Here is a 25,708-nt window from a genome sequence, read left to right as displayed (position 1 = left end):
AAACTGCCACGCTTAAAAAATTGGCGTTTTCACTTATCTTTGCAAAAACATTTTTATGGATACCGAAAAATCGGAAGAATTTTACAAAAGGCTCAAGAAGCAATTGGAAGAGAGTACTACTTGGCCATCGAACTATCTCTATAAGTTCATTGTACCTACCGAAGAGGAAAAGATTAGTAAAATACATCAAATCTTTGATAATACAGGTGCGGTCATTGAATCAAAACAATCAAAAAAAGGAACCTACACCAGCGTATCGATTACGGTAAATCGCAAAAATCCCGATGAGGTCATTCAAAAATATTTGGAAGTAAGCATCATTAAGGGGGTAATCTCACTCTAAAATAGGTTGTATGGCATAATTTTGTTAATTTGCCGACGTTATTACAACAGTACTTTCCTTTATACCACATAGTAAAACACGCAATTTGAATCCAGTAGAAAATCTAGAGTACAATACGGAACGACCACAATTGATTATTCCGGAATACGGAAGACATTTCCAAAAAATGGTCGACCACGCGGTTTCCATAGAAGACCGGGAAGAACGTAACCGCGTAGCCAAGGCCATCATAAGCGTAATGGGTAATTTACAACCGCATCTTCGGGATGTTCCCGATTTTCAACATAAACTTTGGGATCAGTTGTTTATCATGTCCGATTTTAAATTGGATGTCGATTCACCCTTCCCGATCACCAGTAAGGAAGTCTTGCAGCAGCGCCCCGAGCCCTTGGAGTATCCCCAAAACCATCCGAAATACCGTTTCTACGGAAATAATATCAAGCGGATGATCGATGTGGCGGTAAAATGGGAGAAGGGCGATATGAGGGATGGCTTGGAGTATGCCATCGCCAATCACATGAAAAAATGCTACCTCAATTGGAACAAGGATACCGTCGACGATAAGATAATCTTCAAACACCTGTACGAACTAAGCGACGGACAAATCGATCTTAGCGGTGAGAATTTGACCGAAAGCGGGCAGTTTCTTAAGAATAGGGTGGCAAAAACGCAACGAAGTAGTTCTAAGAAGTCCCAAAGAAACAGTAACAGCCGCGGGAAAAAGCGGTATTAATCACTCAATCCTACATGGGAACATTTAAAATTGAAGGCGGTCACCGACTTTCAGGCGAAATCACGCCCCAGGGTGCCAAGAACGAGGCCCTACAGATTTTATGTGCCGTACTCCTGACCCCAGAGGAAGTCACCATCAATAATATACCGGATATAGTAGACGTCAATAAATTGATTTCGCTCTTGGAAGATCTGGGTGTAAAAATCCAAAAAAAAGGGAAAGGGTCCTATGCCTTTAGGGCCGATGATATCAACATAGATTACCTGCAATCGGACCAGTTCAAGGAAGATGGAAGGGGCCTAAGGGGTTCCATTATGCTGGTAGGTCCGCTGCTTGCGCGTTTTGGGAAGGGATATATTCCGAAACCCGGAGGGGATAAGATCGGTCGTCGCCGATTGGATACGCATTTCGAAGGGTTCATCAATCTCGGTGCTACCTTTCGGTATAATCGGGAAGAACATTTTTACGGAGTCGAAGCCAAAAAGTTAAAAGGCACTTACATGTTGTTGGACGAAGCTTCGGTGACCGGAACGGCCAATATCGTAATGGCGGCAGTATTAGCCGAAGGAAAGACCACCATTTACAATGCGGCTTGTGAGCCGTACCTGCAGCAACTTTGTAAGATGCTCAACAGAATGGGAGCCAAAATTAGCGGGGTAGGTTCGAACCTGTTGGAAATTGAAGGCGTTAATTCCCTTGGAGGCACCGAGCACCGCATGCTACCCGACATGATCGAGATAGGAAGCTGGATCGGACTTGCCGCGATGACCAAGAGCGAATTGACCATAAAGAGCGTAAGTTGGAACGATTTGGGGCAGATTCCGAACGTCTTTCAAAAATTGGGGATTCAAATCGAACGCAGGGGAGACGATATCTATGTACCGGAACACAAAGACGGCTACCAAATACAGAACTACATCGATGGTTCGATCCTAACCATTGCCGATGCACCGTGGCCCGGAATGACACCTGATTTATTAAGTATCATCCTGGTGGTCGCCACGCAGGCAAGGGGAGAATTGCTTATACATCAAAAAATGTTCGAGAGCCGTTTGTTCTTTGTAGACAAGCTCATCGATATGGGAGCCAAGATCATTCTATGCGACCCACATCGTGCAACGGTCATCGGCCACGATTTTAAATCGACTTTAAAGGCAACCACGATGGTCTCTCCCGATATTCGGGCGGGGGTCTCCCTTTTGATCGCGGCGCTTTCGGCAAAAGGAACCTCCACTATTCATAATATTGAGCAAATCGACCGTGGATACGAGGATATCGATAACCGACTCCGGGCCATTGGCGCGAAGATAGTTCGTCTTTAGGGGGGTACCAGCGCCATTACCCTTTACTGACGGTAGCTATTGTGGGCATTGAGGCCCAATCTAAATGAATCCTTGACCCTTTTGCCTCTATTGGAACCACTTTCCCTTAGGTGGATCAAAACCTTTTCTTTTTTGATAAAATAAGTTGGGCTTAATAACATTTCCTTCACATTTTGGGTATTGCAGGAGGTGGTACAATGGCTTATTTTTAGGGGATGGAAGTGACCCCCCAAGATTTAAGAAACGTATCCGCTATTTCAGAAGTCCCGGAAGACCAATTGCAATGGCTGATCGATAATTCCCGTTTGGAAAGCATTCCTAAAGGAGGTTTTATCTTTCAGAAAGGCGATGCGATCGATAAACTGTTTATCTTGTTGGAAGGCGAGGTCGATGTCAAGGTTGATCAAAATGGGAACTACAAGCAGGTTGCTAAAATCCGTACAAATGAAATCTCCGGGGCATTACCCTATTCCAGGGCCACCACGGCCATCGGTTTTGGGGAAACTACCCGTAATGCGAAGGCGTTGATCCTTCCCAAGGAGGCTTTTAACGAACTTACCAGAAACCATTTTGAGCTGACCGAGGCCTTGGTGCATGTGATGACCTCACGAACCCGGGAATTTGCCAAACGCAATGTACAGGAGGAAAAAATGATGGCCCTTGGAAAACTCTCGGCAGGTTTGGCCCATGAATTGAACAATCCCTCCTCGGCCATGGCACGAAGTGCCGTGGCGTTGAAAAAGCATTTGGGCAACGTACCCGAAAAATTTAAAAGGATTATTTCGGTCAAAGCGACTCCGGAACAAATTGATGTAATCAACGATACGTTGTTCGAAAAGCTGACCCACCGACCCGAGAATACGATGGGGCTATTGGAACGTACCGAAAAAGAAGAAGTCTTGGAGACCTGGTTGGAAGACCATCAAGTAGAGAATGCCTATGAGCTCACCGAGACCCTGCTCGATTTCTGTATGGATGTGGATGCCTTGGAAAGAATTTATACCGCCATCGGGGACCGAAATTTTCCGACGGCTATCGAGTGGATCGAAAATGTATTGACGACCGAAAAAATGGTCGACGAAATACAGGAAGCGGCCCAACGGATCTCAACCTTGGTGAGTTCCGTAAAAAGCTACACCCATATGGACAGCGCCCCCGAGCGCACCGCAACCGATATCCGCAAAGGCATTAAAAGCACGTTGACCATGATGAACCATAAACTGAAGCAAAAGGGCATTGTGGTCGAGAAATATTTCGAGGAAGAATTGCCCGAACCCAAAATAATGGTCAGTGAAATCAATCAGGTATGGACGAACCTAATTGATAATGCCGTCGACGCGATGGACCAGCAGGGTCGATTGACCATTAAGGTAAACCGCGATGGGAATTTTATTAAGACGGAAATCATAGACAATGGGGAAGGTATCCCCAAGGAAAATCTAAGTACCATCTTTGATCCATTCTTCACAACGAAGCCGATAGGGGAGGGTACCGGAATGGGGTTGGAAGTCGTTAAACGTATTATTCAACAACACAACGGTGATATCAAAGTGAGCTCTAGGAAAGGGGAAACCAATTTTACCGTCTGTTTGCCGATCGAATAAGTTTAAATTAAGGATTGAATTAAATGAAAAAACCGATCATATTTGCGCTTGATGACGATGCCCAGGTCTTGGCCGCCGTCACCAGGGACCTCAAGTCGAACTATCAAAAGGAATACCGCATACTACGCACCGATTCCCCGAAAGAAGGGTTGGAGGTCTTGCTCGAATTAAAAAAGAAGGGCGAGGTGGTAGCCCTTTTCCTGGTCGACCAACGCATGCCCGAAATGCTGGGTGTGGAATTTTTATCACAGGCCAAAAATCAGTACCCCGAAGCGAAAAAAGTGCTTTTGACCGCCTATTCCGACACCGATGCCGCAATCAAGGCCATCAACGATGTGCAGTTGGATTATTACCTCTCGAAACCTTGGAATCCGCCGGAAGAAAAATTATATCCTGTTTTGGATGATTTATTGGCGGTATGGCAACTGAACTATATGCCTGAATTTGACGGACTCAAGGTACTGGGATATCAATACAACCCACATACGCACGATATCAAAGACTTTCTGTCGAGCAATCTTTTTCCCTTTCAATGGTTGGATATCGAAACCAGCGAAAAAGCCCAGGAAATCTCGGAACTTTATGAGTTGGAGCCGAAAGATATGCCGGTAGTCTCCTTTCCCGATGGGGAGTGTATCAAAAATCCAACGATCCCCGAGTTGGCGGAACGTTTGGGATTAAATGTCACCGCCAAGGAAACCTTGTACGATGTCACGATTATCGGGGCAGGCCCTTCGGGATTGGCCGCAGCGGTATACGGTGGCTCGGAAGGATTGAAAACCTTGCTGATCGAGCGCAAGGCACCGGGTGGACAAGCAGGGACGAGTTCCCGGATTGAAAATTACCTTGGATTTCCCAACGGGCTTAGTGGTCAGGAATTGACACATAGGGCCATTACGCAAGCGCGAAGGTTTGGAATCGAGTTTTTATCCCCGAGGGAGGTAGTGTCCATTGCGACCAAGGACAATTATAAAATACTGACCTTGGATGATGGCAGTACCGTTCAAACGAAGAGTATTGTCGTTTCCACGGGGGTAAACTACCGAAAATTACCTGCCGAGGGGGTGGAAGATTACACCGGTGCCGGCATATATTACGGGTCGTCGATGACCGAGGCGCAGGCATGTAAAGATAGACAGGTGTATATAGTAGGTGGAGGGAACTCAGCCGGACAATCTGCGGTATATCTTTCCAATTTTGCCAAGGACGTTTATATCGTTATTCGCAAAGAAGACCTTTCAAGTAGCATGTCCCAATACCTGATCGACCAAATTGAGGCAATCGATAATATCACCTTGGTGCCAAATACAACGATTACCAAAGCAAGTGGCGATGGAGAGCGCCTTTCCCATCTCGAATTGAAGAATTCAAAGAAGAACGAAGTCACTACCGTGGAAGCACAGGCCCTATTTATCTTTATCGGTTCGAAGCCCTATACCGATTGGATTACACTCGATATCCTCAAGAACGAACGGGGTTTCCTGGAAACGGGTCGTGATTTGGTCAAATACGGGAATTTTAAACAAATTTGGAAACAGACGAGGGAACCTTTTTTATTGGAAACCTGTAGTCCAGGTATCTTCGCTTCGGGCGATGTGCGGGCCGGGGCCATGAACCGGGTGGCTTCGGCAGTCGGTGAAGGATCGATGGCCATCAAATTCGTACATGAATATTTAGCGGAGATTTAGGTATGGCGCCAAAAAAGAATAGGTGTGAACATTTGAGAACCTTCGAACCAAAAAATAGAAAAATAACGAAGGCCTATGAATGTGAGGAATGCGTAAAGACAGGGGATAGCTGGGTGCACTTGCGAACCTGTCAGGATTGTGGCATCACCCTCTGTTGCGATTCCTCACCGAACAGGCATGCCAGCAAACACGGCGCGGACTACGGTCATGCCGTCATTACGTCCGCCGAGCCGAACGAAGGTTGGGCCTGGTGCTATGAACACAATACCTTTTTACGATTTTAAATATGGGAAAACAAAACTGGGAACATATTCCCCTGATCAACAATGATAGCGGGGACAAAAAAAGATTTGAATTGAAGATCGACGATCAGGTCGCCTTCACCGACTATATGATTTCAAAGCAAAACATCATCTATCTGACCCATACGGAGGTGCCTAATGCGCTGGAAGGGCAGGGAGTAGGTAGCGCACTTGTGAGCAAAGTATTGGATCACATCAAACAAACGGGACTTAAAATGGCACCGCTTTGCCCATTTGTTGCGGCGTATCTCAAAAGACATCCTGAGATGGCAGACGGTCTCCTAGCTCCCGGTTATTCGGTTGGTTGATGTGCTACTTTCCAGGCCCAAAACATCAATAACGGGTGGATTACGATCAATCGGACCCATGAAACCCATGGGGCTATGCACAAACTGTTCTCGACACAAGATCCGATTTCAATGAAATAAACATGGGAGGGCATCAACAAAATCAGTAAGAGGATAATGCCATAACAGGCCCATTTTTGAGTATCCGGAAAAAGCACCAATACTCCGAGTCCCAGTTCCAGAAAGCCGCTAAGGTAATTCAGGAAGTCGGGGTAGGGGAGGTAATCGGGAATCAATCCTTCGTAAAATTCGGGATTTATAAAATGGTTGATGCCTGCTATTATATAGAAGAAAACCAAACCGTATTTAAGTATCCTTCGCATCGGTCAGTCGCCATTGGTGTTCGGTATGTACTTTCTTTAATATCAGAAAAAAGGGAATCCACCAGATAAAGTCATTGGTGATCAGGGTATAGACGAATTCGAAAGGCACAATATCCTGAAGGTAGTTAAAAAGGAAGCCCAAGGGGCCAAAGATTTTTCCTAGGAAACCCACCGCAACGATGGGCCAGTGTCGCATCGGATCATAGGAAGCCCACCAATAGCCAAGTCCGTAAACACCGATAACCATGCCCATGCCTTGCCACACCATCGGATGGTTCAAGGGCTCCATACCTACCAGGTCAAAAAAATGATTGGGAAAAAGTACTACCCATGCTCCCCAGAGCAGGTTGTAGAGAGCGGCCAACCGCAACGTTGTCTTCATTGGCTTGTATGCATTAATGTTTTGTTGCTCAAACGCAATTATAAGTAAGATATAGTGGTTTGGTATGTAGAAATACCCGATAAACGCTACCAATCATTATTTCTCTACCAATTTGCCATCAGGATATTTTGCGAAGCGTCCCTTGTCCCTAGGGTGCACATTATCGGCATGTGGCCAAGGCCAGCCCCCAAATTGGGTCAGTTGGTACTCTTGCATGGCTTGTTGTATTTCCGCTTGGGTATTCATCACAAAAGGACCGTATTGGGCGACCGGTTCGTTTACGGGCTTGCCTTGAAGCACTAGCAAATGGGCTGTTTTGTTCCCTGCACTGATGGTTAGTTCCTTCGAGGCGTCTACCTGAGCTCCAAAGTTGACAACGATTTCCTGATCGGCGATGCCCAGCGTATCCCCCTCATAAAAATAAAGGGTTCTGAGCGCCTCATTCGATGCCTTCGGAAGGACAACAGAGCCATTCGCATCGACAAGTATGTTCCATATCGCTACCTCGTTATCGCCATGGGCGGCCCAAGAGTCTGGTGCGGGGTCAGGTGCATTCCTTGTTTTATAGGTGCCTGCAATGATCTTTATGGCGGCACTGTCCTCTTTCACCACAGGAATGTCTTCATGCCATAGCATTTTGAAATGTGGCGCTACAAGCTTGTTATTTTGAGGGAGATTCAACCAAATTTGAAATAGTTCCAATGTGTTTTCGCTATCCGTTCTCAACAAGGGGAACATTTCGGAATGTTGTACACCGCGTCCAGCGGTCATCCATTGTACGTCCCCTTCCCCGAAACGTCCCGCAGCCCCTAAGGAATCCGAATGATCACAAAACCCTTTGTTCACAATGGTGATGGTCTCAAAACCGCGATGTGGATGGGAAGGGAATCCGGGGATGGTCTGCCCATGATACATACGCCAACCGTCTTTGATAAGAAAGTCATTGCCCAGATTACGGCCCTCCAAGGATGCATCGGGACCCATTTCGCCATTTCCTTTGGGGTAATGGTCTAGGTGATACACACAAAACAAAAAGGGGTCTTGGGTCTGCCAGGGAAACCCCAATGGAAAGGTCGATAGGATACTAGTACTCATTACTTGTTTTATTTATTGCGAAGATACGGCCTGCGGTCTTTAAAAATTCCAAATCCCAAACACCAAATTCCAAAGTGAACGTATTTCCGATTTCGCACTTCGAACTTCAACAATCAAATTACATATTTCTTTTATAACCTTAGTGTTGCGCCGTATTGATTTCGACCCAATTGTTTTCCGGATCCTTGATATAAATCTGTCGGACCCCATCGGCGCGGTCAGTTACCGCGTTTTTCTTTCCAGGCCAGTCCCAATAGGGTACCCCTGAATTTTCCAAATGGGCGATAAATTGGTCGAGATTTTGGGTAGCGAGGCATAGGTGCACGCTCTTACTGTGCTCCATGGCCACACTGTCCTTGCCGATCAAATGCAATTGGGAATTCCCCTGAATCCTGAACCAGCGAAAACCAGTGGCTGCCGATGGATGGGGAATCTCTTCCAATTGTAGCACATTCGCATAAAAATCACCTACTTTTTCCAGATCTCTCACGATAAACGAATAATGATCGTATTGAAAGTCAAAGGATTGGGCATTCATAAGTAACGAGCTCATTGTGAGCAGTAAAGCTGGGATCAGTTTGTTCATTGATTCACTAATTAAGGGTTATTTGAGGGGAACTGATTAAAATTTCATTGATGATATCGGATGCTATTATTTACGACGATCAAGCGGTTACCGACCTGAGTACGACACAAAGGCAAATCGTTTTCCATCGGGTGACCAAGAAGGTACATTGATGGTTCCTTGTCCACCCGTAAATTCACAGAGGGTTTGAATAGTTCCATCTTCCAAATCGTACAATCGGAGCGCCACCTGTTTCATGGGCGGATGCCGGTCTCCCTGGTCTTCCAAATAAGCGATATAAACAAACTGATTGCCATTGGGAGATGGGTGGGCGAACCAATTGGAATAGGCATCCTTGGTCAATTGTTCCTGATTACTTCCATCGGCCCACATACGCCAAATTTCCATGGTGCCCGATTGCATTGAATTGTAATAAATGTATTTTCCGTCCGGGGAATACTCGGGACCGTCGTCCAGGCCCGGGCTATCGGTCAAACGCATTTCTTTTCCACCTTCCGAGGGAATGCTATAAATATCCCAATGGCCGTTTCGACGGGCAGTATATACCAAGGTCTTCCCGTCAGGGGACCATCCGTGCCAGTACGAAGGAGCCATGGGCGTAATACGCTTGGGCGTCCCTCCGGAAATGGGCATGGTATAGATCCTGGAATTCCCGGAAGCGTTGCCATTGATCGTATCGTTGTTGCTAATGGCAAGTGTGTTACCATCAAAAGAAATACCGTGATCGTTGTTGCACCGGGACAACGTACCCGTAGGCAATACTTTTTTCGTTTTTCCATCCAAGGAAACCGTATAGAGACCACCTTCCTGATTGATTATAAAGTATTGGCCATCCTTACTCCAGTTAGGTGCCTCAAAATGGGTGTTTTCTCTTAGTATCACGGTTCTTTTACGCGTTTCCAGGTCAAAAACCTCCAAGGTGGAAGTTGAAATGCTTTGTTGGGATGCCATAGGTGGTATGGTTAAAACGGTGAATAGGATAGCGGCTATTGTTTTCATGGGATATGTTTTTGCCTAACGGCCGGTGTTGTCATCGATTACGCTACAACGTTCGAACCACCTTACAGGGGTTTCCATAGGCCAGTACGTTGTTTGGAATATCCTTGGTCACCACCGACCCGGCACCGATGGTTACATTGTCACCGATGCTTACTCCGGGCATAAGTACGGTATTGCCGCCGATCCATACATTGTCTCCGATGGTGACCGGCTGCGTTTGGGTAACATACCTTGTGCCTCTTTTTTCATTCTTAATGATACGTTCCGAGGCTTTTAGGGGATGGGTAGCGGTATAAATCTGTACGTAAGGCCCTATGAGCCCGTTTTTGCCAATGGTAATCTTGTTGTTGTCCAAAAAGAAACAATTGGCATTCACGAATGTATTATCCCCAATGGTAATATGTTCTCCATAGTCACAGTAAAAAGGGGCTTCGACCCAGACATCTTTACCTTTATATCTAAGGAGTTCCAGAAGAATCCGTTCTCTGGGTTCCTTTTCGGTGGAAGCGCTGCTATTGTATTCCTGAAATAACCGTCGTGCCCGATGATACTGTTTTATCAGTTCGGCATCCCTGGAATCATAGGGTTGTCCCGATAGCATTTTCTCTTTCTCCGTCATAATGCGCTATTTATTCGCTCCTCATACCGTGGATTTTTAGCCTCTGAAATCCATTGATCTGTGCGTTCCATCGCAATATGGTTTGTTGTTAGAGGCCCCGCAACGGCAAAAGGCCGTGTTCCCTGTCTTTTTTTCAACGGTTCCATCGCCCAGTGTAACGGTCAATACTCCATTGATAAGCAGGGGACCGTTCTCCCTGACCCGCACTTCCGTATCGGTCTTCGAAGTAGACCCATTCTCTTCCGTCCCTTCCAATTCATAGGTGAGGGCTCCGGACGGGCAAAGCTCGATTTGTGACTTCAGTTCTTCCACGGTCGCATTTTCTGCCTTGATCCAGGGTTTTTCATTCGGATCATATACCTGTGGAAGGGTCTTCACACAAATCCCGGAATGGATACACTTTTTGGGTTTCCAGACCACGGTCAGTTCCCCATTGCTATATCTCTTTACAATCTCTCGCTCGCTCATAAAATCTGGTATTAGTTGTCGCCTATTGGAGGTGGGCCATCGATCATTGGTTTATAGACTTCCTCGCCCTTGCGCATTTTGAACTCTTCGGTCACTTTTTCAATTAATTTTTGATCCTCAAAAAGATCTACCGCGGTCATGCCCAAGGCCTTCGCTGCATAGACCATACCTTTATGCCCAATGGACATGCCTCCACAGGCGACCACGGCCCAGGAATGCCAGGGTGTATCCTTGGGGGCCACGGTCACGCCCAGATTAATGTTCGGTACGTTCCAACTTACATCCCCGACATCGGTAGAGCCGCCCCCCGGATTTTCTTCGGTTTCCTTTAAGGGATGAATCTCACTGTCCATACCTACCTCTGGTTTCCCGGTTGCTTTTTGTATCGCTTTTCCAAAAGCAATTTCTTCTTCCGAATAGCCGATCGGGCCCAGCAATTCCAAGTTTTTCTGCATGATCTCGCCACCGGAACGGTTGACGAGGGTTTCATAAATTCCAGAAACCAGACTTATTTTATAGTCTACATTGGCCATAATTGCCGCACCTTCGGCCATCGCCTTCACCCGCTCGTAGGTGGGAAGCATCTTCGCCCGTTTAGGGTCCCGTACCCGTACCCATAACTTTGCGTAGTCCGGTACCACGTTCACTACCTGTCCACCGTCCTGAATATGATAGTGGATGCGGGAACTGGGAAGTATGTGCTCTCGGTAATAGTTGATTCCGGTAGTATAGAGCTCCAATGCATCGGATGCACTGCGACCGTTCCAGGGGTCTGCGGAGGCATGGGCCGTTTGCCCGTAAAACTCAACAATAAAATCGATCAGCGAAAGGCCCGTCTGTACGTCGGCCTCGATACTGGCCCCGGGATGCCAACTGAGATTTACGTCGACATCATCCCAAAGACCCGCTTTTACCATCCATACCTTGGCAAAGTATTTTTCTTCTGCCGGCGTGCCCAAAAATTTAATGGACCCCTTGAGTTTGCCAGCTTCCATCAATTCCTTGATGGCGATGGCCGCCCCTAGGCTCGACGTTCCGAACATATTATGACCACAGCCATGGCCAGCTGCCCCTGCCTTGAGCGGCTCCTTCTCTGGAGAGGCCTTTTGGGAAATACCGGGAAGTGCATCGAATTCACCCAAAATGCTGATGACCGGTTTACCGGAGCCGTAGGTGGCCGTAAAAGCAGTAGGAATTTCGGCCACTCCTCGGGTAACCATTAGTCCATTCCTTTCGGCATAATCGGCCAAAACTTTCGAGGATTGTTCTTCTTCAAAAGCGGTTTCGGCCAACGCCCAAATAGAATCACTTATTTTGATCAATTCCGCTTTGTGCTTTTCCACTGATTCAATGACCGCTTTTTTATTTTTGGACATTTTTTGGGCAGAAACGGTGCCGGCTGTCAACAGCACCAAGCCCAGTAGGATACTTTTTCTCATTTTTTCCTCTGTTGAATTAGCTATTATATTTGGTATTCATATGTTCGTAGGATGCTGTAATCAATTCAAGCAACACATCCATATCAATATCGGAAAGTCTTTTGACATACAGACATGATTTTCCGGTTTTATGATTTCCCAATTTTTGGATCAGTTCGGGATAGCGTTCGAAACCTGCCATGACATAAATGGAAATGTTTTGCGCCCTTGGAGAGAAACCGGTGAGTATCATATCGCCCTCACGGCCCGTTTCGTATGTATAGTGATAGCTTCCAAAACCGACAATACCGGGACCCCACATGACAGGCTCTTCCCCGGTGATTTTTTTCATAATGTCGAGCAGTACATAACAGTCGGACTTCTTCCGTTCGTCTGTCAGGGCCTCCAAAAAATTAACTACGGAGGCTTGGGTAGGTTTTGTTTTGTTTTCAGCCATGGGAATAGCACAGGTTGTTTGAACTAAATATACCAAAAAAAGGTGTAGATCGGTTCCTGGATGAAATTTTGGCATGTTTTGGGCAATATAAGCAGGGGGTTATCAGTTAAGTATCAGATAGATACCCTAAATCGAACCCAATAACCGAAGGATTTCCGTGAAACCAAACCCCGAACGTTGGGTTGGGGCGGAAATACAACAAACGACTTGACCATGAAAAAACTTCATCAAACTATATTACTATGGGGCCTAACGCTTATCTTAGGTTCTTGCAGTGCCACCAACCAATTGACCATGGGAGTAACCGAACCTGCAAGGGTTCCCATACCTTCCGATGTAGCCAGAATAGGATTGATAAACCGCAGTATTCCTTCCGAGGGAAACAAATCGCTTGATAAAATCGATAAGATCCTATCGCTGGAAGGGTTGCGTTTGGATGAGCAAGGTGCCGAGGCTGCACTGAACGGCCTAAAGGCAGAATTGGAACGCAGTGGACGTTTCGAGTCGGTTATTATTATCGATAGTATCGAATCACAAAGAAAAGGACTGGGTGTTTTTCCTGCCCAGATGTCTTGGGACGCCATTGATGCGATTTGTGATGCGCATCAAGTAGACGTCATCTTCTCCTTGGAATTTTACGACACCAACACGAATGTCAGCTACGAACAGAAAATGGTGAACCTACCGAATCCCCTGGGTATCAATGCGGAAGTACCCGGACATAAAGTGACCATTCGTACGGCCCTGAATAATGGATGGAGGATTTATGACCCCCATACCAAATACATCCTGGATGAATCTTCTTTCCGTGATAATTTGGTATCGGTAGGGGAGGGCATCAATCCGTTCAAAGCCGTGGAGGCCGTAGCCGGTAGAAAAGAAGCCGTATTGCAGACAAGCCATAACCTGGGCAATTCTTACGGATTGAATATCAGGGCCCTGACCATGCGGGTTACTCGTAACTATTTTGTACGGGGCACCGATAATTTTAAAATAGGTCAGCGTAGGGCGCAAGCAGGCGACTGGGACGGAGCTGCGGAACTCTGGGAGCTGGAGCTGGGGAATCCCGACGGGAAGATAGCGGGTCGCGCCCATTACAACATGGCCATTAGTAATGAGATCAATGGCGATTTGGACCAGGCAATGGAGTTCGCTTCCAAATCGTACACGGATTATAACATTAGGGATGCCCTAGGTTATATCAATATTCTACGGTTTCGGATGCAACAGAAAAATGAACTTCAAAGGCAGTTGGCACGTTAATAAAGCAAGCTTTAGAACTCCCAACGGTCCCATACCGGACGTCCAGGCAAGGTGTGTTTCTCAAGGATGCGCCTTCCCTCATGCTTGACCTTGGACTGTTTTCTTAGGAGCCATAGGGTCTCACTTGCAAATGCCCACATTTTTTCGATGTCAACGATAGGGTACGGATAGTCTTTTCCCAGGGAAAAATGTAAAAACTGTAATTCCATGGGGGGAATCTTCCACGGTTCATGAAGGTACTTCAGGGGAAGGTTTGCCAACTCCGGAACCCATTTTTTAATAAAGACTCCTCGGGGATCATGGTCTTTACCATTTTTGACCGGATTATAGATGCGAATGGTGTTGATTCCTGTTTCTCCTGATTGCATATTCAGTTGCGGAAAATGGATGCCCGGTTCAAAATCCAGAAAATGTTGGGCAAGATGTTCCGTGCAGTCTTGCCAAGGTTGCCATAATAAATGGGTAAAAAAGGAGGCTAACAGCGCTCGAAGTCGAAAATTGACAAACCCTGTTGTGACAAGGCATCGCATGGCCGCATCGACCATTGGAATGCCAGTTTTTCCCTCTTTCCATGCCTTTTGCAACTCGGGACTCATTTTCTTATCCAGTACATGATAGCCCGAATTGATACTATGAAACTCCATAGTACCTTCCATTTCGAATTTTTGGATAAAATGGGCCTGCCAACGCATTCGTGACAGAAAGGCCGATAAATCGCGTTTGTCCTTTATTTGATTTTTTTTGGAAGTAACGTATTGGCATACCTGCCGGGTCGATAGGTTGCCCCATGCCAAATAGGGGGAAAGGCGACTGCTGTACAATCGTGAGGTCGCGGGCTTTGAATAATGCGCATTGTAGCCTTCAATACGTTTGGTGACAAAGCTTTCCAAATATTTGAGTGCTTGCGAGGTACCTCCTTTCTGTCGCTTCGCAGATAGTGATGTGGTTAAATCGACCTGATTGAAGTGGGGCTGAAAGCGGGCCTTGATTTCCGCAATGGAGAAGAAATCGTTCTCCGAAATTATTGGGGCTGTAATTTTTTGATTGATAAAGGCGACCCAGTCGTTTTTCCATTTTTTTCGGGTTTTGATACCGCGAAAAACACCGTTGCTGACACTTTCGGTCCATCGTACCCCGTGTTGCCGGCACCACTGACTTACGGCCTTGTCCCTTTCGTACGTGAGTAGCATCCCGGTCTCCTGATGGGAAAACAATTGTTCGATGGGTTCCAGTTCGTTCAACCGATTGAATACCGGCAGGATATCTTCTTGAACTACCAACACCCGGGTTTGGAGGCTCTCAAGCTGCCGCTGCATATCGACCAGACTTTCCTTAATAAAATCAAGGTGAAATTCGCTGTAATGCGGGTCGTTGACCCAGAGCGGTTCAAAACTATAGAGCAACAAAATTTTTCGTCCTGTGAGTAGGGCATTGACCAGGGGTTCATGGTCGGTTAATCGCAAATCCCTTTTAAACCAAACGACAACCATTAGGTGACTGCTTCTTTGTAGACTTTGAGGCAGCGTTCCCTGGCCTCCTTATGATCGACCATTTTATCGGGATAGGTGGTGTCCTCCAATTCAGGCACCCATTTTTGAATATATTTCTTTTCTTTATCGAACTTGTCAATTTGGGTCATCGGGTTGAAGATCCTAAAGTAAGGTGCCGCATCGACACCGCTGCCTGCTGCCCATTGCCAATTGCCCACATTGGAGCTTTGCTCGTAATCCAACAGCTTTTCCGCAAAATAGGCTTCTCCCCAGCGCCAATCGATTAATAGGTGCTTACAGAGAAAACTGGCGACCAACATACGCACCCGATTGTGCATATAGCCGGTTTGATTGAGTTCGCGCATACCAGCATCGACCAATGCGTAGCCTGTTTGTCCGTTTTTCCATTTTTCGAATTCCTCCTCATTGTTACGCCATTCGATACGGTCATATTTGGGCCGGAACGCTTTGTCGACGGTATGGGGAAAATGCCAGAGGATCTGCATAAAGAATTCCCGCCATATCAGTTCACTCCAAAAAACCTCGTTTTCCTCGGCTATGGCTTTTTTCATCATTTTGCGAACGGAAACCGTACCAAAGCGCAAATGGGGCCCTAACCGGGAAGTACCGTTCTCTTTGGCCGGATAATTTCGGGTAGCTTCATAGTTCTCAATCAGGGTTGGGGTCACGGTGTAGTCCGGCACCTTGATACTGGAGGTCTCAAAACCCATATCCGATAAGGAAAGGTTGGGCAAACGGGAGTGTTCGACCAAATTATCCAAATACTGACTGGTGTAATGGATGTGTAGATGCTCGTCGGGGTTAAAATTTTCCTTCCATTTATTCTTATACGGGGTGTAAACCACGTACGGGTCCCCGTCATCCTTGACCACCTCATCTTTCTCAAAAATCACCTGGTCTTTAAAGGTGCGGAAGTCCACGTCGTTCTCCGACAGAAGATTTTCGATGGTCTCGTCCCGCTCCCTTGCATAGGGTTCATAGTCGTGATTGGCGTAGACCACTTGAACCTCGTAATCCGCTATTAGCGTTTTAAAGATACTTTCCGGTTGGTCATGGTACATTGCCAAAGAACTACCATAATCGTCTTGCAATCGTTTCCTCATTTTTTGCAAGGTCTCATGAATGAAGGTGACCCGTGCATCGTCTTTTGGCAACTCGTCCAAAATCTTTTTGTCAAAAATAAAGATGGGCATTACCGGATAATCACCCTTTAGGGCTTCCAAAAATCCGACGTTGTCATCTAAGCGCAAATCCCGTCGGAACCAGAAGATAGATATTTTGTCCTTCATATTTTTATACGTTCAATGTTGGGCATCGTGCTTTCCTTAGGAAGTTTGACGCGACGGGCCCGGTAAAATTATTGATTCGCCCCGCCTACCAATTAACTTACATTCAAACTTCCCATTCCACCATCGACCCCGACGATTTGTCCGGTCATCCAAGAGCTTTGATCGCTCAGTAGGAAAAGGGCGATATTGGCAATATCCACAGCCTCACCTACTCGTTTCAAAGGATGCCGTTCGGCCATCATGTCCCTTTTTTTGTCGTTGTTCAACAAACGTCCGGCCAAAGGGGTATCGACCAGGGATGGAGCAATAACATTAACCCGTAGTTTGGGAGCGTACTCCGCGGCCAACGATTTGGCAAAGCCTTCGATTGCGCCTTTGGCGGCAGCCACGCTGGTATGAAAGGGCATTCCCGTTCCTACGGCGACGGTACTGAAGAAGACCAGACTTCCACCCTCGGCCATTCTCGGCAATATTTCCTTGACCACCCGTACCAAGCTAAAGAAATTCAGTTGCATGTCTTGTTCAAAAGTGTCCATCGACATCATTTTAAACGGCTTGAGATTGATACTGCCCGGGCAGTAGGCAAATCCATGAAGTTCGTCGGGTAGTGCATCGGTATCCAAGGTATCGGAAAGGGCATCAAAGGGGATATGGGTTACGTTGAGTCCCGCGAGCTCCTCCTTGGTACGGGAAGCTATAAATACCTTATTATTTTTTTCCAATTCCTTTGCCATGGATAATCCGATTCCATGTGAACCTCCTATTAAGAGTATGTTTTTCATTCGGTTTATTTTAAATTGCTTTGATTTCTAAAAACGTTTCCTTCCCTTCCAAGGAACCAAAAAGATCACGAAGTTTTTGCTCCCTAAAGGAAAATATTTGCTTTAATTGCTTTTTAACGATGATGGGATGGGCGATGCGTCCTAAAATCCCTAGGGGAATCTTGTAGTCGATCACATCTTCCATGACCACACCTCCAGTTATTTCTCGGATGAAATGTTTGTGATGCCACAGTGAATAAGGGCCGAATAATTGTTTATCCACAAAATACTCGCCCTCTTTTACACTGGTAATTTCACTGACCCATTTGGTCTTGAAACCCGGAAAAGGCGAGACCTTATATTGGATTATTTGTCCTTCGAACATGGGTCTGTCGGCTCCTGCCAAGATGTGAAAACCCATGTGTTCCGGGGTAATGACCTTTAAATTTTTGGGATCCGAAAGAAATTCCCAGGCAGCCTGCTTGGTCATTGGTAGGTACTGACGTGCGTTGAGTTGGTAGAGTTGCATTCGTTTAGTTTGTTCAAAGATAAAAGCATTTATGTTGAACAAAAAATAGAATTAGTTAAACAATTAATAAAAACCAGGGTCCATGCTGGGTGATTTCTTGAATTTTGCAGGATATCCAACAGGATTATTGAAGAAATCTTGCTTCCATCCTATAGCCCGGCTGGTTGGCGGAGTGAAAGAACTACGATTTGGCACTCGTTGTGTGTACAGGTTACAAAAATTACGGGAAGGAGTTAATGAGCTCAAACGGGATATTCCTTACCGGGATTTTACACCAGGTCCGTTTAAAACTGTACTTGACCTTTTAACCATCTTGTATCCGCCGGTATTTTTGTACTTTACAAGACCGATACATCATGTACAAATCGTTCACATACCTATGTTTGTTTTGTTCCCTTGGTCTTGTCTGGGGGCAACAGGAGGTTCGCTCTGTGGGAACACTTCCCGACTTGGTTTCCGAAACTTCGGGACTGCTTTTTCACAATGGAAAGTTGATCACCCATAACGATTCCGACAATACGCCCCAATTATTCGAAATCGATACGGTCTCGTTGCAGGTAACCCGAACAGTGACCCTCGGGAATATTGCCAATACCGATTGGGAGGACTTGGCCCAGGACGACATCTACCTGTATATAGGTGATTTTGGGAATAATGTGGGAATCCGAACCGATTTGGCGATTTACCGTGTGGCTAAGAATGATTACGACACGTCGGATACGGTTGCCGCCGAAATTATTTCTTTTTCCTATGAAGACCAAACCGAATTTGTGGATAATGGTTTTAGCGATTGGGATGCCGAGGCCCTTTTTGTATTGAACGACCAATTGGTGATTCTTACCAAGCAGTGGCAATCCAATGGGACCGTTGCTTACACAATTCCCAAGGTTCCAGGGTCCCATATCGCAAGGCGATTGGATACTTTTATGACCGAAGGACTGGTCACGGCCGCGACCTACAATCCGGAGACCGAACTACTTTACTTCATAGGGTATAATTCCTTGCTCGATCCTTTTTTATATCGAGTAGAAGGTGCTACGGAAACTTCCATTTTTGGGGGAACGATTCAGCGCGTGGACACGAATATGGGTTTTGCTCAGCTAGAGGGCCTCGCTTACATCGATGTCGATAGTTATATGGCTTCATCGGAATTTTTTACTAGGGAAACACCTTTCGTTACCCTGCCGGCGACCTTATTTTCATTTACAACCGACGATACGGCCGAAGAACCGGAACCGGAACCTGAGCCAGAACCGGAACCAGAACCCACGGTAGAAAACTTGGTACTTTACAGACCCTTTGGTTCCGATGCCTTGATATATGAGTTGCCTACGGGCCAACCTTTGATTGCCCGGGCCATATTTGACGTTACGGGTCGCTTGGTACGCTATGAAACCGGGAGCGAGCTAGCGACCAATACCATCGACCTTACCTTTTTACCGAACGCCATCTATTCCGTTACCTTCTATTTTGGGAATAGCAAGATCACCAAGGCTTTCGCAGTTTTCTAGCCAACGTCTCTTTTCCTTTATTTAAGAATACCTTAACATAGCTACCCTCCCTTTATACATAGTTTTGTGAAAACTTAAAACCTAATACAAGATGAAAAAATTAACGCTTTTCGTATGTGCTTTGGTCGTTTCTTTTGCGACCCAAGCACAGATCAATACACCGGCACCGAGTCCGTTCTCCAAATTGGAGCAAAAGGTGGGCCTGACCGATGTATCTGTTGAATACTCGCGACCCTCTATGCGAGGCCGTACCATTTTTGGGGATTTGGTTCCCTACGATAAACTATGGCGTACGGGGGCGAATGCCTATACCTTGGTTTCCTTTGGCGATGACGTAAAAATCGATGGCCAGGAAGTGAAGGCCGGAACCTATTCCGTTTTTACCAAGCCGGGGGCCGAGTCTTGGGAGGTGTATTTTTATACTGATACGCAGGGAGGCGGTGTACCAAGCGACTGGGACGAAAGCAAGGTCGTTGCCAAAACCACCGTCCAAGTTTACAAGATGGACGATCCGGTGGAAACCTTTACCATCACCATCGACGGGCTCAGTAACAACGGGGCTACCCTAGGTATGCTCTGGGAGAATGTTTATGTGGGCGTTCCCTTTGAAGTGCCAACCGATGCTACCGTCATGAAGAATATCGAAAATGTCATGAACGGCCCAGGGGCTGGGGATTACTACGCCGCTGCGGTCTACTATGCCGAGGAAGGTAAAGACATCAATAAGGCCAAGGAATGGATGGAGAAGGCCATGTCTATGGTCGAGGAACCACGATTTTGGCAGTTGCGCCAGCAGTCGTTGATCTATGCGAAGGCGGGGGACAAGAAAGCGGCTATCGAAACGGCTAAAAAATCGTTGGCAGCCGCTGAGGCCGCCGGGAATGCCGACTATGTGAAAATGAATAAGGATTCCCTAAAGGAGTGGGGGGCGATGTAGTTACGGTTCCTAACAAAACAAAGACCCTGGCTTGCGAGTCAGGGTTTTTTTATGTCCTTAACGGCGGGTTCCTCAACATCCTATCGAACAACTCGAAAACGAAGGCAAAACCGATTACCAAGGCGGATCCGATGGCATTAAGCCATAAATAGCCCAATTTTTCCTCTCCCGAAGGATAGATGTGTATTAGATAATAGTAGATTACAATTATGACGATTTGGGTAAGAATGGCCGCAAAGAATACGGCGTTCCCCTTGATAAACTTTACAAAAAAGGCCAGTAAAAAAATACCTAGAACATTTCCGTAAAAGATGGAGCCAATGATGTTGACCAGTTGTATCAGATTATCGAAAAGATCCGCAATACAGGCAATTAAGATGGCAATGATACCCCAAATCAGCGTAAATGCCTTTGAGACCAATACATAGTGCTTCTCGTCAAAAGTACCTTTTCGATTGCGCTTGTACAGATCCAACGCGGTAATCGTTCCCAAGGCGTTGAGTTCGGAAGCGGTCGACGACATTGCCGCCGACAAAATTACGGCCAGCAGAATTCCGATGAGTCCTGTCGGTAGATTGTTCAGGATGAAGTGAATGAATACATAGTCCTTGTCATTGGTTTCCACATCGCCATCGGCCTGTCGGATTAGTGCCTTTGCGGCGGCCCTATTGGCCAAATCCTTTTTGTTTATCTCGATGATATGCAGTTTGGCCTCCTCCACGGCGGTATATTCCTTCAACTCTAGGGCCATGGAAAAGCGATTCTGGGCAATTTTCTTTTCTACTTCCAGTTCGCGATGCCCTTCTACCAAGGCTTTATAGTCTTCTGCATAGGAAGATTGCATGACGGCATTCGTTGCGGCCGGATTAAAATTTAAGGGAGAGGCGTTGTATTGGTAAAAAACGAACACCATTACCCCAACCAACAAAATGAAAAACTGCATCGGGATTTTGAAAATACCGTTGAATACAAGTCCCAGCTGGCTTTCCCTGAGCGATTTACCGGAAAGATAGCGTTGCACCTGACTTTGATCGGTACCGAAATAGGCCAACGCTAGGAAGAGGCCCCCCGTAATACCGCTCCAAAAGGTATACCTGCTCTTGGGATCGATGCTAAAGTCCAGGATATTTAGCTTGTTGCTGGCACCGGCGATTTTCAATGCCTTCCCAAAAGAAATATCCCCGGGAAGGTATCCAAGAATATAAAAGAAAGCGATGAACATACCCGTCATAATAACGAACATCTGCTGCTTCTGGGTCATACTGACCGCTTTGGTGCCTCCTGATACGGTATAGATGATTACCAAAATTCCTATGATGATGTTGAGGGTCTGCAAATCCCAGCCCAATACCGCCGAAAGAATAATGGAAGGGGCAAAAATGGTAATTCCGGCTGCGAGCCCTCTTTGTATTAGGAAAAGAATCGCCGCGAGCGAACGGGTCTTTAGGTCAAAGCGATTTTCCAAAAATTCGTAGGCGGTATATACCTTCAGCCTGTGGTATATCGGAATAAATACCAGACAGATAATGATCATGGCAAGGGGTAGTCCAAAATAGAACTGCACAAAACCCATTCCGTCGTGAAAGGCCTGCCCTGGGGTGGACAAAAAAGTGATGGCACTGGCCTGGGTCGCCATAACGGAAAGACCTATGGTCCACCATTTGGCATCCTTTCCGCCTCCTACGTAGTCATCGACACTCTGGCTACCCTTGGTTTTCCAAACACCATAGGCAACTATGAACAAAAGTGTTCCGGAAAGTACAATCCAATCCAGTGCTTCCATCTACGTAAAGGATGTCATTAAGTAGCTAAAGATAAGCAGATATAGCACGTTCAAAACGAGGACCAGGGTGTATTCTTTCTTCCAAACAAATTTTTCGTGCATATTAACCCTTTACGTTACTGGTATTCTTTACATTTTCCTTTCCAATGGAGAGCATATTCGCGAATAACTTATAGGCCCCTGGCACCCCAGCCGGTAGTTCCCTGAAAAAACTTAGGCCTGTGTAGATGTAGTGGCCCTTGCCGTAAGGCGCAACCAACAGACTTCCTTTTTTGTTCGATTCTCCCTCATCCTTCATTGAGAGTATGGGGGTGAACGCCCCGTCCCATTCGTCGGGGAAATAGAGTCCGCGCTCCTGTACCCATCCATCAAAATCGGTCTCATCAATAGCATTCGGGAAGCTGGTCAAGGGGTGGTTCTTCTCCAAAATTGTGACCTTCGAATTCTCATCGGTCACGCGGTCTCTTGATAGATTTAAGGAATAGGGTGCAATATTCTCGAATTGTTTGTCCCATCTGCCAGCAGTATTGTATTGCACGATTAAGTTGCCCCCATTCTTTACATACTCCAACAGATAGCGCTGCTTGAACTTCAATTCCGGTACCACATTGTAGGCTCGAATGCCCGTAACGACGGCATCGTACTGGTCCAGACTTCCTTCGCCGATTCGCTCGGGGTCGATTAGATGCACATTGTATCCTATTTGTTCCAAACTAGTTGGTACATCGTCCCCGGCACCTACGATATACCCGATATTTTTACCCATTTTTTGAATATCAAGACGTACTACTTTGGCTTCCGAAGGCAACAAAATAGACTGTTTGGGTATGTGGTCGTAATCGATTTCTATCAATTCCTTGGAAATTTCCTTTCCTGCTATTTTGATGATAGGACGTAGATAGCTTTCATCTTCATAGGCAGGAGGGGTTAGGGTGAAGACAACGGTTTGTTGGTCGCCCTTTTTGGCAATTTCAAAAGGCTTTGTATCCATATCGACCAGCCATCCTTCGGAGATCTGGAGTTGTATTTCGCCCTGGGCATTGTCTTTATGGGCTTTGATGGTCAGGGGAATTTCTTTTGATCTTCCATCCGCAAAAATTAATACGTTATCCGTAAAGCTGGCGGTCGCCTCAGGTAAAATTTCGAAAGGTTGAAACAGCTCACCTTTGTCAGGTCGCGCAAATCTTCGGATTACCGGCCTTTCGAACGTAATGGCATAACCATCAAAATCAAGTTCGAACAAAGCATGAAACGCCCTAGGGGTTTCCGGCTTACCGATCAATCCTGAATCGTCCACCTTGTACATGCCGAGTGTCCCCTTCTCATTTAACCAATAGGCATTGGTATAGTCGGTGTCCTCGGGTATTTCCAGCTCCGTTTCCAACACCACCTTTTGATTCGCGGCAAGCACGTTGGCTTCGGTAATGGTTTTTTCGGTATTGATGTTAACGGACTGTAGGGTGATCACGGCATTACTTCGATTGATTGCTTCGATGGTAAGGCTCACCTTACCTCCTGGATGCGTATAGGAAGTGTCGGCAGACGCCTCTAAGTAGAGTCCACAAACCGCAGCGATGAGCTGTTCCAATTCCTTAAGCTTAATCGACTTCCAGTGCCCTTCGGCCAAACCGGACAATTTCCGATGTGCCTCCAATAGCTGTGGTAGATGTTCGCTTGGGGAATTGAAGTTGAAGTTTTTTTCAATCGGATACAAGAGTGTTCCCACCGCTTCTCCTCCTTCGATACGGGACCAGGTGGTATCAATACCGTCAAAAATATTTTCTTTATTGGCCGGCATCTCGCCTTTCAAAAACTCTATAAATTCGTCTTGACTCCCACGCGTGGCCAGTCTTCCAAATCCTTGACACAGGTGTTGACTACTGGCAAGTGAGGCGATTTCGTTGTTAGACATGCCCAGAATGGGGTAATAGGTGCCAATATCGAAATTCAGCATATTACTTTTATCGGCAGCTTCGAATTTTTCTTGACTCCCATAAAACCACCAAGAGGTGTTAAAGAAAAGCCGTTTGGGCTGCCAGGGCCGTAGGGTTTTCAATTGGGCCGGATAAGCGTTCGGGTCATTGACCAGATCGAAGGCCTCCACACTCAACATCGCCGACGAAGTGTGGTGTCCGTGAGTACTCCCAGGGGAACGGTGATCGAATCGATTAACGATGACATCGGGTTTGAATTGTCGTATAATTCGCACGACATCGCCCAGCACTTCTTTCTTGTTCCAAATTTTAAGGGTTTCATCCGGGTGCTTGGAGTATCCAAAATCATTGGCGCGGGTAAAGAACTGTTGCCCACCATCGATCCTTCTGGCCGCCAACAGCTCCTGGGTTCTTAGGACTCCCAACAACTCCCTTAATTCCGGACCAATTAAATTCTGTCCACCGTCACCTCTTGTCATCGATAAATAGGCGGTTCTAGCCTTTACATGGTTCGACAGGTAGGAAATGAGTCGCGTATTTTCATCATCGGGATGAGCGGCAACATAAAGGGCCGAACCCAAAAAGTTAAGTTTTTGAACTGCGTGGTAAATATCGGAGGCACTGGTAGGAGCAGGTTTTTGGGAATATGCACCTGAAGTGCCGAGAATAGTACCTATTATAATGAAGAGAATTAGTCGCATGGTATCTATGTTAGCTGGCTCCCAAAGATAGAAAGATAAAAAGGGGCGCCTCTTCTTTTAGAATTTCTTTAACATTGAATAGGTGGGGTCCTGTAAACAGCTGTGCGTATTGGGCTTTATAAGCCTAGAAGAACATTTTCGGTTGTATCGTTGCGTCAAGCTAACTTTGTTTGCTGAGCGATTGACTGCCCCTAGTGGCTAAAAAACCAATATAGAGCAAAAAAAGGAGTATGTTCATCAAAGAACATCACTTCCCTCATTCGTGTCCTCATGTTGGCCGCCAAGTAGTGTCACGGCCTTTTGCAGCATCATATTATTAGGGTAGGTAATGAGTTCACCCTTGCTATTTCTGAGAAGGATATGATAGGCCTTGATATCCTCGATGAAAAAAATATTAGGCCCCTCTGCCTCGTCGGTAATTAGTTCTTTGTCCATGATACGGATACGGTCACCAATTTTGAAGGGAAACGAAAAGAAAAGAATCACCCCGCTTGTGACATTGCTTAGAATGGACCATTGCGCAAAAAGTGCAACTCCGATGACCGCAAAAATTGAGGAAAACAGAAGGCCTATTTCACGAAAATTGACCCCCCAGATAAAGGTAAGGGCACCGATACCCAAAAAGGTGGCGAGAAATGAAACATACTTTGAAATAAGCAAGGTCCTGGCTTCGACGATATCGCTAATCTTGCCGATTTTGCGTACCATTTTGGTAGCCAGAAAACGAAATACGAACAAGACAACCAAAATAATAGCTGACCATAGTAGTTCCGTAGTGTGCTCGGTAAAAAATGTCTTCATGG

General features: G+C 46.2%; 26 protein-coding genes. 10 read left to right on the top strand and 16 right to left on the bottom strand.

All coding sequences use genetic code 11. The features are described 5' to 3' along the window. The first annotated feature begins 55 nt into the window (after nucleotides 1-55). From FK220_RS13045 to FK220_RS13015, 7 genes are all read left to right on the top strand, one after another. A complete protein-coding gene (locus tag FK220_RS13045; protein ID WP_152574766.1) occupies nucleotides 56-343 on the top strand; it encodes a DUF493 family protein in 288 nt (95 codons plus the stop codon). An 85-nt stretch (nucleotides 344-428) separates the two neighbouring features. Continuing rightward, the gene (locus FK220_RS13040; protein WP_152574765.1) at nucleotides 429-1,076 is read left to right on the top strand and encodes a DUF4290 domain-containing protein; all 648 of its coding nucleotides are present in this window, start codon (nucleotides 429-431) and stop codon (nucleotides 1,074-1,076) included. A gap of 14 nt (nucleotides 1,077-1,090) precedes the next feature. Continuing rightward, nucleotides 1,091-2,398, top strand: a complete 1,308-nt coding sequence (murA, locus tag FK220_RS13035; protein WP_152574764.1) for a UDP-N-acetylglucosamine 1-carboxyvinyltransferase — start codon at nucleotides 1,091-1,093, stop codon at nucleotides 2,396-2,398. A gap of 215 nt (nucleotides 2,399-2,613) precedes the next feature. Further along, on the top strand, nucleotides 2,614-4,002 hold the full coding sequence (locus tag FK220_RS13030) for an ATP-binding protein (protein WP_152574763.1): 1,389 nt from the start codon (nucleotides 2,614-2,616) through the stop codon (nucleotides 4,000-4,002). 23 nt (nucleotides 4,003-4,025) lie between these two features. Further along, nucleotides 4,026-5,690, top strand: coding sequence for an FAD-dependent oxidoreductase (locus tag FK220_RS13025; protein WP_152574762.1), 1,665 nt, complete (start codon nucleotides 4,026-4,028; stop codon nucleotides 5,688-5,690). A 32-nt stretch (nucleotides 5,691-5,722) separates the two neighbouring features. Continuing rightward, nucleotides 5,723-5,974, top strand: a complete 252-nt coding sequence (locus tag FK220_RS13020; protein ID WP_238719009.1) for a UBP-type zinc finger domain-containing protein — start codon at nucleotides 5,723-5,725, stop codon at nucleotides 5,972-5,974. A 2-nt stretch (nucleotides 5,975-5,976) separates the two neighbouring features. Next, nucleotides 5,977-6,300, top strand: a complete 324-nt coding sequence (locus tag FK220_RS13015) for a GNAT family N-acetyltransferase (protein WP_152574760.1) — start codon at nucleotides 5,977-5,979, stop codon at nucleotides 6,298-6,300. Here FK220_RS13015 and FK220_RS13010 read toward each other — a convergent pair. The 9 genes from FK220_RS13010 to FK220_RS12970 all read right to left on the bottom strand — a co-directional run bounded on the left by FK220_RS13010 (nucleotide 6,285) and on the right by FK220_RS12970 (nucleotide 12,686). Next, nucleotides 6,285-6,662: a DoxX family protein gene (locus tag FK220_RS13010; protein WP_152574759.1), complete on the bottom strand. Its 378-nt coding sequence runs from the start codon at nucleotides 6,660-6,662 to the stop codon at nucleotides 6,285-6,287. The genes FK220_RS13015 and FK220_RS13010 overlap by 16 nt on opposite strands. Then, nucleotides 6,646-7,044 carry an alkyl hydroperoxide reductase gene (locus FK220_RS13005; RefSeq protein ID WP_152574758.1) on the bottom strand — a complete coding sequence of 133 codons (399 nt, stop codon included), beginning with the start codon at nucleotides 7,042-7,044 and terminating at the stop codon, nucleotides 6,646-6,648. The genes FK220_RS13010 and FK220_RS13005 overlap by 17 nt, the downstream gene beginning before the upstream one ends. Nucleotides 7,045-7,140: 96 nt before the next feature. Beyond that, nucleotides 7,141-8,139, bottom strand: a complete 999-nt coding sequence (locus FK220_RS13000; RefSeq protein WP_152574757.1) for a pirin family protein — start codon at nucleotides 8,137-8,139, stop codon at nucleotides 7,141-7,143. 139 nt (nucleotides 8,140-8,278) lie between these two features. Then, nucleotides 8,279-8,725, bottom strand: coding sequence for a VOC family protein (locus tag FK220_RS12995; protein WP_152574756.1), 447 nt, complete (start codon nucleotides 8,723-8,725; stop codon nucleotides 8,279-8,281). Between the two features lie 87 nt (nucleotides 8,726-8,812). Next, entirely contained in the window at nucleotides 8,813-9,724 is a 912-nt protein-coding gene (locus FK220_RS12990; RefSeq protein ID WP_152574755.1) for a TolB family protein, read from the bottom strand. 43 nt (nucleotides 9,725-9,767) lie between these two features. Continuing rightward, nucleotides 9,768-10,343, bottom strand: a complete 576-nt coding sequence (locus FK220_RS12985; RefSeq protein WP_152574754.1) for a sugar O-acetyltransferase — start codon at nucleotides 10,341-10,343, stop codon at nucleotides 9,768-9,770. 36 nt (nucleotides 10,344-10,379) lie between these two features. After that, nucleotides 10,380-10,811, bottom strand: a complete 432-nt coding sequence (locus FK220_RS12980; RefSeq protein WP_152574753.1) for a (4Fe-4S)-binding protein — start codon at nucleotides 10,809-10,811, stop codon at nucleotides 10,380-10,382. Between the two features lie 11 nt (nucleotides 10,812-10,822). Then, complete coding sequence (locus tag FK220_RS12975) at nucleotides 10,823-12,250, bottom strand: amidohydrolase (protein WP_152574752.1); 1,428 nt, start codon at nucleotides 12,248-12,250, stop codon at nucleotides 10,823-10,825. A gap of 16 nt (nucleotides 12,251-12,266) precedes the next feature. Then, nucleotides 12,267-12,686, bottom strand: coding sequence for a DUF1801 domain-containing protein (locus tag FK220_RS12970; protein ID WP_152574751.1), 420 nt, complete (start codon nucleotides 12,684-12,686; stop codon nucleotides 12,267-12,269). A 213-nt stretch (nucleotides 12,687-12,899) separates the two neighbouring features. On the opposite strand from FK220_RS12970, the gene FK220_RS12965 reads away from it, so the two are divergent. Continuing rightward, nucleotides 12,900-13,949 carry a DUF6340 family protein gene (locus tag FK220_RS12965; RefSeq protein ID WP_152574750.1) on the top strand — a complete coding sequence of 350 codons (1,050 nt, stop codon included), beginning with the start codon at nucleotides 12,900-12,902 and terminating at the stop codon, nucleotides 13,947-13,949. A gap of 11 nt (nucleotides 13,950-13,960) precedes the next feature. Here the strand turns inward: FK220_RS12965 and FK220_RS12960 are convergent, their stop codons facing one another. The 4 genes from FK220_RS12960 to FK220_RS12945 form a co-directional block, all read right to left on the bottom strand. Further along, a complete protein-coding gene (locus tag FK220_RS12960) occupies nucleotides 13,961-15,439 on the bottom strand; it encodes a cryptochrome/deoxyribodipyrimidine photo-lyase family protein (RefSeq protein ID WP_152574749.1) in 1,479 nt (492 codons plus the stop codon). Beyond that, nucleotides 15,439-16,749: a cryptochrome/photolyase family protein gene (locus FK220_RS12955; protein ID WP_152574748.1), complete on the bottom strand. Its 1,311-nt coding sequence runs from the start codon at nucleotides 16,747-16,749 to the stop codon at nucleotides 15,439-15,441. The genes FK220_RS12960 and FK220_RS12955 overlap by 1 nt, the downstream gene beginning before the upstream one ends. A 92-nt stretch (nucleotides 16,750-16,841) precedes the next feature. Then, nucleotides 16,842-17,531, bottom strand: coding sequence for an SDR family NAD(P)-dependent oxidoreductase (locus tag FK220_RS12950; RefSeq protein ID WP_152574747.1), 690 nt, complete (start codon nucleotides 17,529-17,531; stop codon nucleotides 16,842-16,844). A 10-nt stretch (nucleotides 17,532-17,541) separates the two neighbouring features. Continuing rightward, on the bottom strand, nucleotides 17,542-18,039 hold the full coding sequence (locus FK220_RS12945) for an SRPBCC family protein (RefSeq protein ID WP_152574746.1): 498 nt from the start codon (nucleotides 18,037-18,039) through the stop codon (nucleotides 17,542-17,544). A gap of 356 nt (nucleotides 18,040-18,395) precedes the next feature. On the opposite strand from FK220_RS12945, the gene FK220_RS12940 reads away from it, so the two are divergent. Continuing rightward, complete coding sequence (locus tag FK220_RS12940) at nucleotides 18,396-19,550, top strand: T9SS type A sorting domain-containing protein (RefSeq protein ID WP_152574745.1); 1,155 nt, start codon at nucleotides 18,396-18,398, stop codon at nucleotides 19,548-19,550. A 91-nt stretch (nucleotides 19,551-19,641) separates the two neighbouring features. Next, nucleotides 19,642-20,487, top strand: a complete 846-nt coding sequence (locus FK220_RS12935) for a DUF2911 domain-containing protein (protein ID WP_152574744.1) — start codon at nucleotides 19,642-19,644, stop codon at nucleotides 20,485-20,487. 49 nt (nucleotides 20,488-20,536) lie between these two features. Here FK220_RS12935 and FK220_RS12930 read toward each other — a convergent pair whose 3' ends face one another. The 3 genes from FK220_RS12930 to FK220_RS12920 all read right to left on the bottom strand — a co-directional run bounded on the left by FK220_RS12930 (nucleotide 20,537) and on the right by FK220_RS12920 (nucleotide 25,706). Continuing rightward, nucleotides 20,537-22,270: a sodium:solute symporter gene (locus tag FK220_RS12930; protein ID WP_152574743.1), complete on the bottom strand. Its 1,734-nt coding sequence runs from the start codon at nucleotides 22,268-22,270 to the stop codon at nucleotides 20,537-20,539. A gap of 103 nt (nucleotides 22,271-22,373) precedes the next feature. After that, nucleotides 22,374-24,905: a PIG-L family deacetylase gene (locus tag FK220_RS12925; protein WP_152574742.1), complete on the bottom strand. Its 2,532-nt coding sequence runs from the start codon at nucleotides 24,903-24,905 to the stop codon at nucleotides 22,374-22,376. 237 nt (nucleotides 24,906-25,142) lie between these two features. Then, complete coding sequence (locus FK220_RS12920) at nucleotides 25,143-25,706, bottom strand: mechanosensitive ion channel family protein (RefSeq protein ID WP_152574741.1); 564 nt, start codon at nucleotides 25,704-25,706, stop codon at nucleotides 25,143-25,145. Nucleotides 25,707-25,708: the final 2 nt, after the last annotated feature.

Origin of the sequence: Pelagihabitans pacificus (genome assembly GCF_009371985.2) — a bacterium.
GTDB lineage: Bacteria > Bacteroidota > Bacteroidia > Flavobacteriales > Flavobacteriaceae > Pelagihabitans > Pelagihabitans pacificus.
Note: the sequence above shows the minus strand (reverse complement) of the source record. Positions and strands in the feature narration are given on the sequence as shown.

Coding starts and splice junctions, on each gene's coding strand:
- FK220_RS13045 (WP_152574766.1), top strand. CDS start 56: ATGGATACCGAAAAATCGGAAGAATTTTACAAAAGGCTCAAGAAGCAA.
- murA (WP_152574764.1), top strand. CDS start 1,091: ATGGGAACATTTAAAATTGAAGGCGGTCACCGACTTTCAGGCGAAATC.
- FK220_RS13030 (WP_152574763.1), top strand. CDS start 2,614: ATGGAAGTGACCCCCCAAGATTTAAGAAACGTATCCGCTATTTCAGAA.
- FK220_RS13025 (WP_152574762.1), top strand. CDS start 4,026: ATGAAAAAACCGATCATATTTGCGCTTGATGACGATGCCCAGGTCTTG.
- FK220_RS13015 (WP_152574760.1), top strand. CDS start 5,977: ATGGGAAAACAAAACTGGGAACATATTCCCCTGATCAACAATGATAGC.
- FK220_RS13010 (WP_152574759.1), bottom strand. CDS start 6,662: ATGCGAAGGATACTTAAATACGGTTTGGTTTTCTTCTATATAATAGCA.
- FK220_RS13005 (WP_152574758.1), bottom strand. CDS start 7,044: ATGAAGACAACGTTGCGGTTGGCCGCTCTCTACAACCTGCTCTGGGGA.
- FK220_RS13000 (WP_152574757.1), bottom strand. CDS start 8,139: ATGAGTACTAGTATCCTATCGACCTTTCCATTGGGGTTTCCCTGGCAG.
- FK220_RS12995 (WP_152574756.1), bottom strand. CDS start 8,725: ATGAACAAACTGATCCCAGCTTTACTGCTCACAATGAGCTCGTTACTT.
- FK220_RS12990 (WP_152574755.1), bottom strand. CDS start 9,724: ATGAAAACAATAGCCGCTATCCTATTCACCGTTTTAACCATACCACCT.
- FK220_RS12985 (WP_152574754.1), bottom strand. CDS start 10,343: ATGACGGAGAAAGAGAAAATGCTATCGGGACAACCCTATGATTCCAGG.
- FK220_RS12980 (WP_152574753.1), bottom strand. CDS start 10,811: ATGAGCGAGCGAGAGATTGTAAAGAGATATAGCAATGGGGAACTGACC.
- FK220_RS12975 (WP_152574752.1), bottom strand. CDS start 12,250: ATGAGAAAAAGTATCCTACTGGGCTTGGTGCTGTTGACAGCCGGCACC.
- FK220_RS12970 (WP_152574751.1), bottom strand. CDS start 12,686: ATGGCTGAAAACAAAACAAAACCTACCCAAGCCTCCGTAGTTAATTTT.
- FK220_RS12965 (WP_152574750.1), top strand. CDS start 12,900: ATGAAAAAACTTCATCAAACTATATTACTATGGGGCCTAACGCTTATC.
- FK220_RS12960 (WP_152574749.1), bottom strand. CDS start 15,439: ATGGTTGTCGTTTGGTTTAAAAGGGATTTGCGATTAACCGACCATGAA.
- FK220_RS12955 (WP_152574748.1), bottom strand. CDS start 16,749: ATGAAGGACAAAATATCTATCTTCTGGTTCCGACGGGATTTGCGCTTA.
- FK220_RS12950 (WP_152574747.1), bottom strand. CDS start 17,531: ATGAAAAACATACTCTTAATAGGAGGTTCACATGGAATCGGATTATCC.
- FK220_RS12945 (WP_152574746.1), bottom strand. CDS start 18,039: ATGCAACTCTACCAACTCAACGCACGTCAGTACCTACCAATGACCAAG.
- FK220_RS12940 (WP_152574745.1), top strand. CDS start 18,396: ATGTACAAATCGTTCACATACCTATGTTTGTTTTGTTCCCTTGGTCTT.
- FK220_RS12935 (WP_152574744.1), top strand. CDS start 19,642: ATGAAAAAATTAACGCTTTTCGTATGTGCTTTGGTCGTTTCTTTTGCG.
- FK220_RS12930 (WP_152574743.1), bottom strand. CDS start 22,270: ATGGAAGCACTGGATTGGATTGTACTTTCCGGAACACTTTTGTTCATA.
- FK220_RS12925 (WP_152574742.1), bottom strand. CDS start 24,905: ATGCGACTAATTCTCTTCATTATAATAGGTACTATTCTCGGCACTTCA.
- FK220_RS12920 (WP_152574741.1), bottom strand. CDS start 25,706: ATGAAGACATTTTTTACCGAGCACACTACGGAACTACTATGGTCAGCT.